Annotated in this window: 14 protein-coding genes and 2 pseudogenes; 9 read left to right on the plus strand and 7 right to left on the minus strand. The window is 45.5% G+C overall.

The window, feature by feature from the left end; all coding sequences use genetic code 11:
* The 4 genes from E5355_RS20360 to E5355_RS11305 are packed head-to-tail and all read right to left on the minus strand — an operon-like array spanning nt 1 to nt 943.
* Complete coding sequence (locus E5355_RS20360) at nt 1–153, minus strand: NAD(P)H-dependent oxidoreductase (RefSeq protein ID WP_176468468.1); 153 nt, start codon at nt 151–153, stop codon at nt 1–3.
* 4 nt (nt 154–157) lie between these two features.
* On the minus strand, nt 158–340 hold the full coding sequence (locus tag E5355_RS19660; RefSeq protein WP_210434528.1) for a hypothetical protein: 183 nt from the start codon (nt 338–340) through the stop codon (nt 158–160).
* Nucleotides 312–551 (minus strand): flavodoxin family protein, encoded by a 240-nt coding sequence (locus tag E5355_RS19665; protein WP_210434529.1) that lies wholly within the window; start codon nt 549–551, stop codon nt 312–314. Before E5355_RS19665 ends, E5355_RS19660 begins: the two co-directional genes overlap by 29 nt.
* 5 nt (nt 552–556) lie before the next feature.
* The gene (locus tag E5355_RS11305; protein ID WP_136010471.1) at nt 557–943 is read right to left on the minus strand and encodes a nuclear transport factor 2 family protein; all 387 of its coding nucleotides are present in this window, start codon (nt 941–943) and stop codon (nt 557–559) included.
* Nucleotides 944–1,098: 155 nt separating this feature from the next.
* Here E5355_RS11305 and E5355_RS11310 point away from each other — a divergent pair, with 155 nt between their 5' ends.
* The 9 genes and pseudogenes from E5355_RS11310 (at nt 1,099) to E5355_RS11345 (ending at nt 13,506) form a co-directional block, all read left to right on the plus strand.
* Nucleotides 1,099–1,449 (plus strand): winged helix-turn-helix transcriptional regulator, encoded by a 351-nt coding sequence (locus E5355_RS11310; RefSeq protein WP_168354326.1) that lies wholly within the window; start codon nt 1,099–1,101, stop codon nt 1,447–1,449.
* Between the two features lie 257 nt (nt 1,450–1,706).
* Nucleotides 1,707–2,927, plus strand: coding sequence for a DUF4105 domain-containing protein (locus E5355_RS11315; RefSeq protein ID WP_136010472.1), 1,221 nt, complete (start codon nt 1,707–1,709; stop codon nt 2,925–2,927).
* Nucleotides 2,927–4,495 carry an alkaline phosphatase family protein gene (locus tag E5355_RS11320; RefSeq protein WP_136010473.1) on the plus strand — a complete coding sequence of 523 codons (1,569 nt, stop codon included), beginning with the start codon at nt 2,927–2,929 and terminating at the stop codon, nt 4,493–4,495. The genes E5355_RS11315 and E5355_RS11320 overlap by 1 nt, the downstream gene beginning before the upstream one ends.
* A gap of 96 nt (nt 4,496–4,591) precedes the next feature.
* Nucleotides 4,592–7,927, plus strand: a complete 3,336-nt coding sequence (gene secA / locus E5355_RS11325) for a preprotein translocase subunit SecA (RefSeq protein WP_136010474.1) — start codon at nt 4,592–4,594, stop codon at nt 7,925–7,927.
* Nucleotides 7,928–8,105: 178 nt separating this feature from the next.
* On the plus strand, nt 8,106–9,206 hold the full coding sequence (locus E5355_RS11330; protein WP_136010475.1) for a DUF6340 family protein: 1,101 nt from the start codon (nt 8,106–8,108) through the stop codon (nt 9,204–9,206).
* A 66-nt stretch (nt 9,207–9,272) separates the two neighbouring features.
* Entirely contained in the window at nt 9,273–9,719 is a 447-nt protein-coding gene (locus E5355_RS11335) for a hypothetical protein (protein ID WP_136010476.1), read from the plus strand.
* 588 nt (nt 9,720–10,307) lie between these two features.
* A pseudogene (locus E5355_RS11340) lies at nt 10,308–11,084 on the plus strand (IS982 family transposase).
* A 33-nt stretch (nt 11,085–11,117) separates the two neighbouring features.
* Nucleotides 11,118–11,564: a hypothetical protein gene (locus tag E5355_RS19905; protein ID WP_246866936.1), complete on the plus strand. Its 447-nt coding sequence runs from the start codon at nt 11,118–11,120 to the stop codon at nt 11,562–11,564.
* Entirely contained in the window at nt 11,512–13,506 is a 1,995-nt protein-coding gene (locus E5355_RS11345; RefSeq protein WP_246866937.1) for a glycoside hydrolase family 9 protein, read from the plus strand. The genes E5355_RS19905 and E5355_RS11345 overlap by 53 nt, the downstream gene beginning before the upstream one ends.
* A gap of 174 nt (nt 13,507–13,680) precedes the next feature.
* Here E5355_RS11345 and E5355_RS11350 read toward each other — a convergent pair whose 3' ends face one another.
* The 3 genes and pseudogenes from E5355_RS11350 to E5355_RS11360 all read right to left on the minus strand — a co-directional run bounded on the left by E5355_RS11350 (nt 13,681) and on the right by E5355_RS11360 (nt 16,019).
* On the minus strand, nt 13,681–14,895 hold the full coding sequence (locus E5355_RS11350; RefSeq protein ID WP_136010477.1) for an IS256 family transposase: 1,215 nt from the start codon (nt 14,893–14,895) through the stop codon (nt 13,681–13,683).
* A 92-nt stretch (nt 14,896–14,987) separates the two neighbouring features.
* Nucleotides 14,988–15,179: pseudogene (locus E5355_RS11355) on the minus strand (hypothetical protein); the annotation flags it as partial.
* Nucleotides 15,180–16,019, minus strand: coding sequence for a hypothetical protein (locus E5355_RS11360; protein ID WP_136010478.1), 840 nt, complete (start codon nt 16,017–16,019; stop codon nt 15,180–15,182).
* Between the last annotated feature and the right edge of the window lie 86 nt (nt 16,020–16,105).

Here is a 16,105-nt window from a genome sequence, read left to right on the forward strand (position 1 = left end):
TTACCAATCGGATACATCCAGAATTGGCCTCTTACCAAGATACAGCATATCAGTTTCAATATCATGTTTATGCAAAGTACGAACGACCTCAGTTAATGCCGTAAAAGTACATCCGTCTTTGTGAGGGCTGCCGTTTACCAATAATGCTTTCACCGTTTCAGATGCTTTTACCTAATGAATATGCCTTTTCCAACGAAGGATGTCCAGCAATATCGCCAATCTGCATAACGCCGCCAGCATATACTTCGCCTAGATTTTCCCAGCCGAGGTGACGAAGCAAAGCATGATAGTAATGCTCTACAGGCTCAAAGTTATCCGGTGTATTGCCTTCTGCTGCCATGAGTAAAACGCAATTTCTGCAGACAAGGGCTTTTTGAATCGCGTCCACCGCCCAGACATCCCAAACAAGGATGAATGTCCATCCGTTGCAAATTGAAAACTTCCACCGTATGTCCAGCTTCTTCCGCACCTTGCTTGAAGGCTTCCACCAGTCCTATCGTATTGCCTTTCATACGTGGACTTCCGTTTAATATGACAATTCTTTTACTCATTGTTTCTATTTATTTTGTATCGTATTCGAGTTTTGATTATAGGCCTTGGCTACACATTTCCATTCACCGCCAATTTTCAGCAGAAGCAGATAGTCCGTGAAATCAATACGATTCCCCCAGCCCTCTTCAAGAACACGAACAACTGCCAGTGTTTCTTCCACCGCCACCACATCAACACGTGCCTTAAATGCCTCACCTCCACTGACAGTGTCCACGTTGTGGTAAAACTGTTCGATGGAACCGCGTTCCGGTTCTCCATCGAGAAAACCGAACAGCACAGCATCATCGGTAAATAACTCGCGTGCATATTTGCTATTGCCTTCAGCCACGCTCTTTACAAACTTCATAGCAGCTGCTTGTACTGCTTCATATTCTTTAATAGAATCTCTCATAATGCTTTTATTGTTTTTATTAATCGTCTGCAAAGTTACAGGGTAATGCTGGTACAGACAAGTACCGAAAAATTATTCATATACTGAAAAATTATTCGGTGTACCATTCATTCGGAATGTTATCCGTATCTTTGTCCTCGTAAATAGGAACAATTATGTACGAAAGAAAAATACCTGTCGATTTGAGTTGCCCGCTTCGGCTGACAATGAGCCTGATAGATTCTAAGTGGAAGTCTTGCATACTGGACGAACTTCGCAATGCAGCTATGCGTCCGAGCGAATTACACAAGGCTTTACCTGAAGCCACACCACGTGTACTCGATTTACAACTAAAAGAACTGGTGGATGATGGCCTTGTAGGTAAAACCATCTACCCTGAGCTTCCACCACGCTCGGAATATTCCATTACAGAACTCGGGCAATCACTATTGCCAATCCTTGATGCCATGATTACATGGGGAGAAGCAAATCGGGATTTATTCGTCAGAAAATATGGCCAGGAATGAAATCTACAGCCGAACTGTGTTAATTTGTCGGTAGCATACAGGTGTGCAGCCAGTTCAATCAGTGCCACGTGTTAAAGATCACACTTCAGCAGGTAATGATTTGAAAACCTGACGGCTTCATACATCCGCTTTTCTTTGCATTATCCCGTTTTTTCGTATGTCCTATTTTGTCCTCGCAAACGCCTTATTAACAGGCGTTACAAAGAGTTTTCCACCTTTTATTAGCCTTTTCCAGAGATTTTCAGTAAGTTTGCGGCATGAAACGAAGCCTGCTTATACATATATATATAGTAATCTTTTTTTTCTACCTGCCTGCGGCGAATGCCCAGGTGGCGCAACAGCAAAAGACAGCCACAACAGACTCCATACGCGTCAGCCTACTGACTTGTGCTGCAGGAGGAGAAATTTATTCCCTGTTCGGACACACCGCCATACGGTACGAGAATTATACGCGTGGTATTGACGCCGTCTTCAATTACGGCATGTTCAACTTCAATGCCCCTAACTTCATCCTTCGTTTTGCCTTGGGAGAAACGGATTATCAACTAGGAGTGACCGGCTATGGACATTTCGCCGCCGAATACAACTATCTGGGACGCGACGTCTGGCAACAGACACTCAACCTGACGCAGGAAGAGAAAGAACGCCTGGCGGCACTGCTGAAAGAGAATTATCGCCCTGAAAACCGGGTGTACCGCTACAACTTCTTCTACGACAATTGCGCCACTCGCCCGCGAGACCTGATAGAGCGTGCCATCAACGGCACCCTGCACTATGCCGACAACATGACCGACTGCAATACGGGGCTCTCCTTCAGAGATTTGCTGCACGCATACAGCGAAGGGCATCCGTGGTCGCGCTTCGGCATGGACTTGTGCATGGGCAGCAAGGCAGACGAGCCCATCAGCAAACGGCTGGCCATGTTTGTCCCCTTCTACCTGCAAGCGTATTTCAACAAAGCACAGATTGCAGACAAAAAGGGGCAAAAAAGACCCTTGGTGACCCGGGAAGAGAGAATCGTAGTGACGGGAAAAACGCCTGCCGATTTCGTCAGCGAAGACATCACCCCCATGCAGGCAGCTTCATTATTACTGGTACTCACAGCAGGCATCAGCCTCTATGGCATACGAAGAGGAAAAACATTTTGGGGAACAGACCTTGTACTTTTCCTTGCGGCAGGAGTAGCCGGATGCATATTGGCCTTCCTAGTACTGTGTTCACAGCACCCGGCAGTAAGCCCCAACTACCTGCTGTTTGTGTTCCATCCGCTCCACCTGTTCTGCCTTCCATGGATGCTATATAGGGTGCGGAAAAGGAAGTCAAGCCGCTATATGCTGGCCAATTTTATTATTTTAATACTTTTTATAGGGATTTGGGCAATAATTCCACAGAGAATTCCACCAGCAGTATTACCTTTGGCACTATGTTTGCTGATACGTTCTGCAAACCACCTCATTCTGACATACAAACGAAAATAATGAAAAAAGGACTGATAACTTCCATACTCGCACTTACATTCAGCAGTATACAAGCCCAACCGTTGCCCGCTTCCCCAAAGCTGGTGGTGGCGCTGACCATTGACCAGTTGCGCACAGACTATATGGAAGCATTCTCGTCCTTATACGGAGAAAAGGGATTCAAGCGCTTACTGCGTGAAGGTAAAGTATTCCGCCAAGCAGAATTTCCCTTCTGCGGAACAGACCGGGCTTCGGCTATTGCCGCCATCTTCACCGGAACAACACCGTCTATGAACGGCATCATTGCAGAACAGTGGCTGGATGCAGGTACGTTGCGCCCCATAAACTGCGTAGAAGACCCCAACTTCATGGGCAACTATACCGACGAAAGCACTTCCCCCTCCCAATTACTGACCTCCACCATTGCCGACGAGCTGAAAGTAGCCACCCGCAACAAAGGCTTGGTCTATGCCATCGCACCTTTCCGCGATGCCGCCATATTGGGTGCAGGACACGCGGGAAACGGAGCTTTCTGGCTTAATAACAATACTGGAAAATGGTGTAGTACAACCTACTATAACGAGTTTCCGTGGTGGCTGAGTCAATACAACGACCGGAAATCTCCCGACTACCGTATCAAGGATATGGTATGGACACCCGCACTTCCCTTTACCAGCTATACATTTCTGCCCGAATGGCGCAACGAGCCCTTCAAATACAAACTGGACGGTGAACGCACAAATAAGTTCCGCCGTCTGATTACCAGCCCTTTCATCAACGAGGAAATCAACCTGCTGACCGAAGAGCTGCTGAACAAGAGTACCATCGGACAAGATGACGTGCCCGACCTGCTATCTCTGACCTATTATGCTGGAAATTATAACCATCGTAGTACGCAGGAGTGTGCCATGGAAATGCAAGACACCTACGTACGACTGGACCGTAGCATAGCTTCCTTATTAGAACTCATAGAACGTAGAATCGGGCTCCATAACGTACTTTTCTGCATCACCTCTACCGGCTATGCCGACCCGGAAGCCGCCGATCCGGGCACATACCGGATACCAGGCGGAGAATTCCACCTGAACCGCTGTGCCGCCCTACTGAACATGTACCTCATGGCATCCTATGGCGAGGGACAATATGTGGAAGCCTATTATAACCAACAAATCTATCTCAACCATAAACTCATTGAGAACAAGCAGTTGAGCCTGACTGAAATTCAAGAAAAGTCCGCTGAATTTCTGGTGCAGTTCAGTGGCGTGAGCGAAGTATATTCAGCCCATCGCCTGCTGCTGGGTCCCTGGTCGCCGCAAATAGAACGCATACGCAATGGATTTCATCGCAAGCGTTCCGGTGACTTGCTTATTGAAATACTCCCTGGCTGGACTGTCATGCAGGAAAATAGTACCGATAACCGTGTAGTACGTACAGCTGATATTCCTGCTCCCCTTATTTTGTTGGGAGGTGGAATGAAGGCTGAAACCATCCGTATACCTATAAGCATTGACTGCATTGCCCCTACCCTAGCAAGTGTGATGCGCATCCGTGCCCCTAATGGAAGCACGGCATCCCCCCTTGACTTTTGATTCTAAAATAATCCGTGCAAATCTGGGTAATCTGTATAGAAATCAGTAACTTTGCACGCTCAACTAACTCAGTAATAATAATAAAATAAATATATAATGGGATTTAATGAATTTTTAAGCTCGATTTTCGGCAACAAATCCACACGCGACATGAAGGAAATACAACCGTGGGTGGAGAAAATCAAAGCCGCTTACCCGGAAGTAGCCAAACTCGACAACGACGCCTTACGCGCCAAGACAGAAGAACTGAAAGCCTACATCCACGATTCGGCAACCGAACAACGCGCCAAAGTAGAAGAACTGAAAGCCAGCGTTGAAGATACCGAACTGGAAAAACGCGAAGACCTCTTCAACCAGATCGACAAAATCGAAAAAGAAATATTGGAGATTTATGAAAAAGCGCTGGACGAAGTATTACCTACAGCTTTCTCCATCGTAAAAGAAACGGCCAAACGCTTCTCTGAAAACGAAGAAGTAGTGGTTACAGCCAACGACTTCGACCGCCAACTGGCTGCCACCAAAGACTTTGTACGCATCGAAGACGATAAAGCCATCTACCGGAACCATTGGATAGCAGGTGGTAACGATACCATATGGAACATGGTACATTATGATGTACAGTTGTTCGGTGGTGTGGTTCTGCATAAAGGCAAGATTGCCGAAATGGCAACCGGTGAAGGTAAGACATTGGTAGCTACCCTGCCGGTGTTCCTCAATGCCCTGACCGGTAACGGTGTGCATGTGGTAACAGTGAACGACTATCTGGCAAAACGTGACTCCGAATGGATGGGTCCCCTTTACATGTTCCACGGTTTGAGTGTAGATTGCATAGACAAGCACCAGCCCAACTCCGATGCCCGCCGCAAAGCTTATCTGGCAGACATCACGTTCGGTACAAACAATGAATTCGGTTTCGACTACCTGCGTGATAACATGGCCATCAGCCCCAAAGACCTAGTACAGCGCCAGCATAATTATGCCATTGTCGATGAGGTGGACTCAGTATTGATTGATGATGCCCGTACTCCGCTGATTATCTCCGGACCGGTGCCCAAAGGCGACGACCAACTCTTCGAACAGCTCCGCCCGCAAGTAGAACGCCTGGTAGAAGCCCAGAAAAGACTGGCTACCCAATACCTGGCCGATGCCAAGCGCCTGATTGCATCGAACGACAAGAAAGACCAGGAAGAAGGCTTCCTCGCCTTGTATCGCAGCCACAAGTGCCTGCCCAAAAACAAGGCACTCATCAAGTTTCTCAGCGAACAGGGCATCAAAGCCGGTATGCTGAAGACCGAGGAAATCTACATGGAGCAGAACAACAAACGCATGCACGAGGTGACCGACCCGCTGTACTTCGTTATCGAAGAGAAAATGAACAGCGTGGATTTGACGGACAAGGGTGTGGACTTGATCAGCGGCAATGTAGAAGACCCCACCTTCTTCGTACTTCCTGACATCACTGCCCAACTCTCTGCGTTGGAAAACGAAACAGACCTTACAGACGAACAACGCCTTGCAAAGAAAGATGCCCTGATGACCAACTATGCCATTAAGAGCGAGCGTGTACACACCATCAACCAGCTGCTGAAGGCATACACCATGTTCGAGAAAGATGACGAATATGTGGTAATCGACGGTCAGGTGAAGATTGTGGATGAGCAGACGGGACGTATCATGGAAGGACGCCGCTACTCCGACGGCCTGCACCAAGCCATCGAAGCCAAGGAAGGCGTGAAGGTAGAAGCTGCCACGCAGACTTTTGCTACCATTACGTTGCAGAACTACTTCCGTATGTACCACAAGCTGTCCGGTATGACCGGTACGGCAGAAACAGAAGCCGGCGAGTTGTGGGACATCTACAAACTGGACGTAGTGGTTATCCCGACCAACCGCCCCATTGCCCGTAACGACATGAACGACCGCGTTTACAAGACAAAACGCGAAAAATACAAAGCTGTCATCGAAGAAATAGAGAAAATGGTAGAAGCAGGACGCCCCGTACTGGTGGGTACCACTTCCGTTGAAATATCCGAAATGCTGAGCAAGATGCTTACCATGCGTAAAATTGAGCACAGTGTCTTGAATGCCAAGCTGCATCAGAAAGAAGCGGACATTGTGGCTACCGCGGGTCTGAAATGTGCCGTAACTATTGCTACCAATATGGCCGGTCGTGGTACCGATATCAAGCTGAGTCCGGAAGTGAAGGCTGCAGGCGGTCTTGCCATCATCGGTACCGAACGCCACGAATCACGCCGTGTAGACCGTCAGTTGCGCGGCCGTGCCGGACGCCAAGGTGACCCGGGCTCTTCCGTATTCTTCATATCCTTGGAAGATGACCTAATGCGTTTGTTCTCCAGCGACCGCATTGCCAGTGTGATGGACAAACTGGGATTCAAGGAAGGGGAAATGATTGAACACGGCATGATTTCCAAATCCATTGAGCGTGCGCAAAAGAAAGTGGAAGAAAACAACTTCGGCATCCGTAAACGCCTGTTGGAATATGACGACGTGATGAATAAACAACGTACAGTAGTGTACACCAAACGCCGCCACGCTTTGATGGGCGAACGTATCGGTATGGATATCGTGAACATGATTTGGGACCGTTGTGCCAACGCCGTCGAAGCGCCCGACTACGAAAACTGCAAGATGGATGTACTCCAGACGCTTGCCATGGAAGTACCTTTCACCGAAGAGGAATTCCGTAATGAGAAGAAAGAAAAACTGGCAGACAGAACTTTTGACGCTGCCATGGAACTCTTCAAACGCAAGACAGAACGTATGGCACAGATAGCCTATCCGGTCATCAAGCAAGTATACGAAACGCAGGGATACATGTACGAAAACATACTTATCCCTATCACAGACGGAAAACGTATGTACAACATCTCCTGCAATCTGAAGAAAGCTTATGAGACAGAATGTAAGGAGGTGGTGAAGTCATTCGAGAAATCCATCTTGCTGCACGTCATCGACGAAGCATGGAAAGAAAACCTGCGTGAACTGGACGAGCTGAAACACTCCGTGCAGAATGCAAGTTACGAACAGAAAGACCCGCTGCTGATTTACAAGCTGGAATCTGTGAACTTGTTTGATGCCATGGTGAATAAGATTAATAATCAGACTATTTCTATCTTGATGCGTGGACAAATCCCGGTACAGGAGGCTCCGGCTGAAGCCCCTGAGGCTCCCCAGGCTCCCCGCCAGGTAGAGGTGCGCCAGGCTGCTCCGGAACAACGTCAGGATATGAGCAAGTATCGCGAACAGAAGGTTGATTTGAACGACCCGAACCAGCAGGCCGCTGCGGCACAAGATACGCGCGAACAACCAAGACGCGAACCTATCCGTGCCGAAAAGACCGTAGGGCGCAATGACCCTTGTCCTTGCGGAAGCGGTAAGAAATACAAAAATTGCCACGGAAGGAATGCGTAAGCCAAAGCAATAAAGCTATAAAATGATAAGACGATAGGGTGATAAGATGATACCGGCAGGTATCTTTTATCACCCTATCACTTTTTCTCCCACCACATTATCACATTTTTTATTCATTCCAACTTTTGAATATTCAGCTAAAAGAGTACTTTTGCTCCAAAGAATAAAACCAAAGACCATGACCAAATATCACTATTGCCTGTTATTAATGGGGGGGCTGTTGTTAGGCGGCTGCCAGAGTGTAGAACAACTATCCATTGATTACATGCTTCCGGCAGAAGTTAGTTTCCCGGCAACCCTAAAACGTGTGGCCGTTGTCAACAACATGCCGGATATACCGGACAACAAACTCATCGTCAGTGAGGAAGAACAGAAAAAAAGCAAGAACGAGCTGGCACGTCTCACCAACTACTACAATGGAGATGCCGTCATAACCACCGAAGCCCTTGCAGAATCCCTTGCTAATGAAAATTATTTCAAGGAAGTAGTGATATGCGACTCTGCCTTACGGAGCAAAGACATTAATCCTCGCGAAAGCACATTATCAAGGAATGAGGTACTGGAACTTACACAGAATTTGGACGTGGATTTTCTGATAGCCCTGGAGAACATACAAATACGTTCCAGTCGCAAAACAAGCTATATGCCCGGCTGGGGTGTATTTCTTGGTACGGTAGACGTAAAGGTATATCCTACCGTCAGAATATATCTGCCTAACCGCAAAGGTCCTATGGTAACTGTCAACAGTAATGACAGCATTTTCTGGGAAGAGACAGGAAACAGTGAAATGTCAGCACGTTCTCGTCTCATTAGCGAAGAAGATATGGTAAAACAAGCGTCTGAATTTGCAGGAACCGTTCCGGTCAAACATCTGCTACCCTATTGGAAAACCGCTAACCGCTATCTTTTCAGTGGTGGTTCTGTCAATATGCGTGATGCAGCCATATATGCCAAAGAAGAAAACTGGGGTAAAGCCGTAGAACTCTGGCAGCAGACCTACGAAACAAAAAAAGGGAAGCAGAAAATGTATGCCGCCTATAACGCGGCTTTGGGCTACGAAATGCAAGACAGCATAGATACCGCTTTGGAATGGGCATTGAAAGCGCAAACCCTTGCCCGCGAAAAAAGCAAAACAGTCCCCCAAAATACAAGTGAAATACATGATGGAGCCATTTCCTATTATATTTTCATCAGCATGTATGTAGACGAATTGAAGAATCGAAAAGAGGGAATGGCACGCTTGAACATGCAAATGAACCGATTTGATGATGATTTTTAGTCAAATGATGCAGAGATAACCGTTTTTTTTATACCTTTGAACAACAATTAAGAAAAGAAAGTTATTATGAAACTCAGTCAATCGTCATTAGCACTTCTGGAAGAGACTCTTAAAAAAGCAATCGACAAGTACAATTGCGGTTGCAAACAGACTGTCGTTACAGACATTCATCTGCAACCAAATCTGAATTCGGGCGCACTGTCTATCTTTGACGACGAGGATAAGGAACTTGCCAATACTTCCATTGAAGAATGGATGGCCTACGAGGGAAATGGTTTCTATGAAAATGTAGAGCGTATCCTGTCCTCATTGCTCAGTAACATGAAAAATGAAGGAAAATTTGACAAGCTGACGATTCTGAAACCATTCTCTTTTGTACTGGTGGATGACGATAGAGAAACAATCGCTGAGCTGCTGCTGATGGACGATGATACCTTATTGGTTAATGAGGAATTGCTGAAAGGATTGGATGAAGAACTGGATTCTTTTCTGAAAGAACTGCTGGAAAAATAATATTCCGAACAATCAGCCTACAAGAAAAAGATAGCTTCTTATAATAATCGAGTAGGAGGAAAACAAAATTGTTTTCTTCCTACTTTCGTTTTCCGACGTCTCACACCACCGTACGTGCCATTCGGCATACGGCAGTTTCTATTTTGGACACCATTTGAGATAGCAGTCCATTAGGAACAGATATCCAGCCCTACACAACCTATCATTAGACATTACGGAGGTTACAAGTCGGCTTTTTGCCACACGCAAATCACTAAGACGAGTGTTTCCCCATTGATATGCCTGCCAACCAAGAACACCACATTTCTTTAGGTTTGCAACTCTGGTCCTGACAATTTTTTCATGATTTCCAAATACACATGCGTATACCTCGCCTTAACTATTCGTCAGTTCAATACAAAGACGTTTTACAGTCAGGAGACACTCTCCCTCACATTACATAAAAGGAGTAGCCCAGGAACTTTACTCCTACTACATAAGATAACATGAGTTCGGAATAAGAATAAATATATTTTACTGACAATTAGAAATATAGCGATAAAATGTTAAATTTATAGTGCTGAATATAACATTTAAACGATTACCGCTATGTTTCCAGAGTCTAAAGTTATAGAGATTTATTGTATGGCCGATGATTTTTGCAAGGAATTTACATTGCAACAGGAAAAATATATGTCTGCAAACATCTGAAACACCTTTTTCCGCATCAGGTTTCCTAACCGTTTTGTGGAACTGGAGAAGGAAGTATTGCTTCCCATGACCATCTTCATCAAAAAAGTACTGTTGGGAACCTGTACCGGCATCAGTATTGTTGACTCCACTCCTTTACGTGTTTGTCGTAACCAAAGAATCCTTATTCATAAGACATTTGAGGGACTTGCCGAACGTGGGAAATGTTCAATGGGATGGTTCTTCGGATTCAAGCTGCATCTGATAATCAATGACAAGGGTGAGATTCTCAATTTTATGTTCACGCCTGAAAACGTGGATGACCGGGAACCGTTGAAGCAGGGTAAGTTTCTGGAGAACATCAAAGGAAGGCTATGCGCAGACAAAGGATATATTGGTCAGGCTCTGTTTGGGAACCTTTTCCTTAATGATATACAGCTTGTCACTAAAGTTAAAAATAATATGAAGAATTCACTGATGAGTATTGCCGACAAGATTCAGCTCAGAAAAAGAGCCTTGATCGAAACAATCAATGACGAACTGAAGAACATTGCGCAGATCGAACATTCCAGACACCGTTCATTCAGTAACTTTATAGCCAATTCTTTGTCGGCTATAGCAGCATACTGTTGTTTTGAAAAGAAGCCCGCCATTGACGTAAATTTTGTCAATGACAGACAACTGTCTATTTTCTAATTTTATTTCGAACTCACGTTAATAAAGATAGCAATGCTTGCATTCTGCACACAAGTGATGGTGCAAGCTCCGTGGAAACCCGATACGGAACTGGAGAAACAATTACAGCAAAGCAATCATGTGCACCGCATAATGAAAGCTAATCCCGCACACGCCGGACTGACGCGGTGGGAAAAGAAAGAGGTATTGAAAAGCAGGGTACTCCCTCTTGCCGAAGATTTCGCCTCTTTGCGCCACACTGGACCCGGAACCATACATGTAGACCGTAAAGTCACTGTCTCAGGCAAAGGAAGTGTCCGCCTGGACACTCCTGCCTCCCTAGGCAAGAAGAATCCAACAAACCGGAATTACGCCACCCCGGAGATTATCCGTCCCCTCGACCGGGAAGACTTGCGGGCAATACAACCGCTTTTCCGTTTGGGTATACGTGGATGCACCGGGCGTTTATCTGACCTTTGCCGGTTTCACCCTATACAATGAAGGAGAGAAAATCATGCCGACTCCCGGACGCTTTGAAGGACAACACTTCGAGACTGTCTATCCCAACAAATGGCAGCACATCATATGGGAAATACCGGACCTATACCGTGATTGTGTCACCGGCTTTTCGGTAAACATCATGCTGGCAGGTGCTCCTGCAGGAGCCAGCGAACACATGAGCCTATACATAGACGACATGCGCATCGAAAAGGTAGAAGCGGAAAACAGCCGGGGATTCGACCTGCGAAAAGATGCAATGGCCTACTGCCACAGCGGATACAAGCCGGGAGCACGCAAGCAGGCTTTGGTGCAGCACATGCCGGAAAGGACTTTCAGCCTGCACGATGCCGCCACGGGACAAATCGTTTATCAAAGTACGGCCAGTCCTCTGAAGCAGGACAAGAAGCAGGACAAAGGATTTCTTGTACTGGACTTCAGCAGTTTCAATACGCCCGGACAATACTTCCTCTCCATCGGCGACGTACAATCAAAGCCTTTCCTCATCGGAAATGATGCCTACCTGGCTACCGCCTGGCACACGCTGAACTTCTTCTTTTCCGAACGTTGCGGTTTCGACCAGCCCGGCATTCATCAGGAATGCCATCAGGATGTATTCGCCTATCATCCCGACGGACAGAGCATGAGCATTGCCGGAGGATGGCACGATGCAGCCGACCTGACTCAAGGAACGGGAAATACAGCCGAATCGTGCATCGCCCTCCTCGAAATGGCCGGTGCCGTACAAGGCAAAGACAGTATCTTCTACGAACGCCTGCTGGAAGAGGCACGCTGGGGAGTGAACTGGATTCTGCGTACCCGCTTCGGTGACGGCTACCGACTGGGCGGACTGATTATCGGCATTTGGACAAAGAATATCCGTGGTGACAAAGACGACATGCAGACAGAAGCACGAAATACGCCTACGGACAATCTGAAAGCCGCTTCCAGTTGCGCACTCGCCGCCCCTCATTTTGAAAAGAAAGACCCAGTGTTTGCACGGTGGTGCCGGAACAGTGCCATTGAGGACTTCCAATTCGCCATCGACCTGCTGGATACGCAAAGGACGGAACAGAACGAAACCGAACTTTATGCCCTTGCCACCGTCACAGCCATGCGTTTGTACCGCCTTACACAAGATGTTTACTATCTGGACTGGGCAACCCGGCTGGCACGTACCGTCATGGCGGGCCAACAGTTGGAAAAGCGTACCGACTGGAAAATCCCCCTACGAGGTTTCTTCTATGAATCTTCCCGGAAAAAACGTATTCTGGCCTATTATCACCAAAGCCAAGAGCACTTGATGGCCGAAGGACTCTCGATGCTACTGACAGATGCCCCTACCCATCCGGACGTCCCGTTGTGGAAGGCATCCTGTGAAGCCTATGCAGACTATCTACGCGGGATTTCACAACTGATTGAGCCGTACGGCATACTGCCAAGCGCCGTATACGAGGTGGATAATACCGATTATAAGAATCTGTACCACGAAGGAGAGCAGGTAGGGCTTCCCAGCCTGGAAGAATACAATGCACAAGTGCGCAACGGCATCCCTCTCTCGAAGGATTTCTATCTGCGCCGTTTCCCCGTCGCCTATCAGTTCAGGGGATTCCACGCTGTTGTCATGGGCAAAGCCAAAGCTGCCTTTATTCTTGCACGCCTATTCAACGACAAAGCGTTAAGGGATATTGCAACCCGCCAGGTAGAATACATATTAGGCTACAACCCGTTTGCCATGAGTACCGTTTATGGAGACGGATATGACTATCCGCCGCTTTACGGGGCATACGCCGGAAATGTTGTGGGAGCCGTGCCCGTAGGAATCGAAACATTCGAAAATGACGATGAGCCTTACTTCCCGATGCAGAACAATTGTACCTACAAGGAAATTTGGACTCACACCACCGCAAGGCTGATGTGGTGTGTAGCAGAACTGTTCAAATAAACAGTTCATTATACCGCTAAAAAAAGCTCCGGAGTTGAAGGTTCCGGAGCTTTTCTCTGTTTTATGGGTAGTGTAAAATAAACTGTGTCACGCATTATTTCCTATTAGAAAACTCATCGGTCGGGGAACGGCCAGCACCAAGGGGCGGGACCACCCGTCCCGACGAGCGTAAAATTACAATAATTTAAATCGTTCTCCAAACTTTATGGCCAGTTGCTGTGAGATTGTAGCCCAATTGGCAAGTGGCATAGTCCACTTCTTCCGTATATTACGGTATGCAAGATAAACCAGTTTCTCAAGGGCTGTATCCGACGGGAACACGCCTTTGTTTTTTGTTACCTTACGGATCTGACGGTGATACCCTTCAACAGTATTTGTTGTATATATGAGCTTACGAATAGCCGGAGTGTACTGGAAATATTCGGACAGCTTATCCCAATTGTCCTGCCAGGACCTGATAACGATAGGATACTGTTCGCCCCATTTTTCTTCCAGCTTAAGAAGTTCATTTTCTGCCGATTCTTTATTTACAGCCTGATAAACGCATTTCAAATCCTTCAGGAATTCCTTTTGATTTTTGGAGCCTACATGTTTGATGGAATTACGAATCTGATGTACAACACAAAGCTGTACGGCTGTATTGGGATAAACGCTTTGGATTGCTTCAGGAAAACCTATCAAGCCGTCTATACAGGTTATAAGAATATCTTCAACTCCACGGTTCTGAAGGTCTGTCAGAACACTGAGCCAGAAGTTTGCTCCCTCATTTCTTGATATATACATTCCGAGTAGCTCCTTATGTCCTTCTCTGTCAATACCCAGCACATTATAGATTGCACGTGTAACAGCACAACCACGTTCATCCGTTATTTTATAATGGATGGCATCCATCCAGACTATAGGATAGACAGAATCAAGCATACGTGATTTCCATGCCTTTATTTCCGGAAGTACACGGTCTGTAATGGAACTGATTGTATCTGCCGATACACGATTACCAAGATTCTCTTCCATCCAGTCACTAATCTCACGTGTGCTGTTGCCAAGAGCATACAGGCCAATTATACGGTCAGCAACGCCTTCTGCCAGAATGGTCTCACGCTTCTTGATAAATTGTGGATCAAAACTTGAATTACGGTCACGGGGAGTGGATACGGTTACCTCACCCAATGGAGCCTGGACCTGCTTTTGCATTTTCCCGTTACGGCGGTTACCCATCTGACGTTCTTCTTCTGTAAGATGTGTATCCATCTCACCCTCCAGAGCTGCATTCAGAATGCTTTCCAATAAAGGGGCAAAAGCACCGTCTTTACCTAACAAAGGCTTACCTGCTTTCAGCTGTTCAATAGCCTTGTTCTTGATACTCTCAAAATCAAATTCTTCTTTCATACAAAAAACTGTGTTAGCAAAGTTAATATTTTATTTCTTTTCTTTGCTGACACAGTTTAATTTACATCCTCGTTTTTATGTGTGATGGACAGTTATGCCTTTTTCAATGCTGCAATACTTTCCTTGAGAGATTTGATGATACTTTCAGCATCTGCCTGCTTCTTGCGTTCCATCTCAAGAACGGCGGCAGGAGCATTATTCACAAACTTCTCGTTACCCAGTTTCTTCAGCACACCCTGCAAGAATCCTTCCTTATGCTTCAGTTCGGCCTCCAATTTCCTAATTTACAAATCAAAAAAATGTTCTTTCAACTCTGGAACCAAATTCTTCACATATTGCAATATACTATTATTACAAAAGCTTTGATCATAAAATATACCTTCCCACTGAATAGGATCATTCAATATAATAGAAACTATATTTTTACTTATAGGATGGGTTCTAAATGTCATTAATCCATTTGCACTTTTTTTAGCAGAAGGGTTCCTCCCAAATCTAAAACCAGCATATTCATCATATTGTTCTTTTTCCAAAGCTATAATTTTATTTTTTAAGTATGAAATCAACAATAAATCCAATTCTATATTTCGATTTTCCGACAAATAAGCCCAACCTGTTTTAAATATAGAGTAATATTCAAATTCATCAGAAGAAATCCGACGTGAACAAGATTGAACCAATTCACAATTTTCCCACAGTCCTTCATTCAGAATAATATCATTGGATTTCAAATCCGCTAAAAAACGAGCTTTTGCTATATCACTTTTTACTGCATTAATTCCACCATAACAATCTACACTATTAAACATAGAATCAAGATATTCAGGAAAAATATAATAAACATTTTTATCAGCATAATCAACATCTTTTTCACTACTAACCACTTTTATCTTCTTTAAACAAATCCCTAATCGATTTGCAATAGACTCAACCAACTTATTCATTCCCCCATTACATACCCAATAATACTCGAGAATAGGTATAGGATGATTTCTAATAAAATTTTCCACACCTATTAATGAATTCGCAAAAGAAAGAAAATCATTTGTTGATAATCCCAATTTTCTATATTCAACCAAAAATGAGCTACGAAAAAAGTCTTGATAATTAAGGTTCAATGCCATTTTACTTCTACTAATATTATACAAAAAGATGATTGCTCTGATTATCATACATAACATCTTGACAACAGAGCAATCATTCACTTATC

Source organism: Bacteroides muris (ex Afrizal et al. 2022) (assembly GCF_004793475.1).
GTDB lineage: Bacteria > Bacteroidota > Bacteroidia > Bacteroidales > Bacteroidaceae > Bacteroides > Bacteroides muris.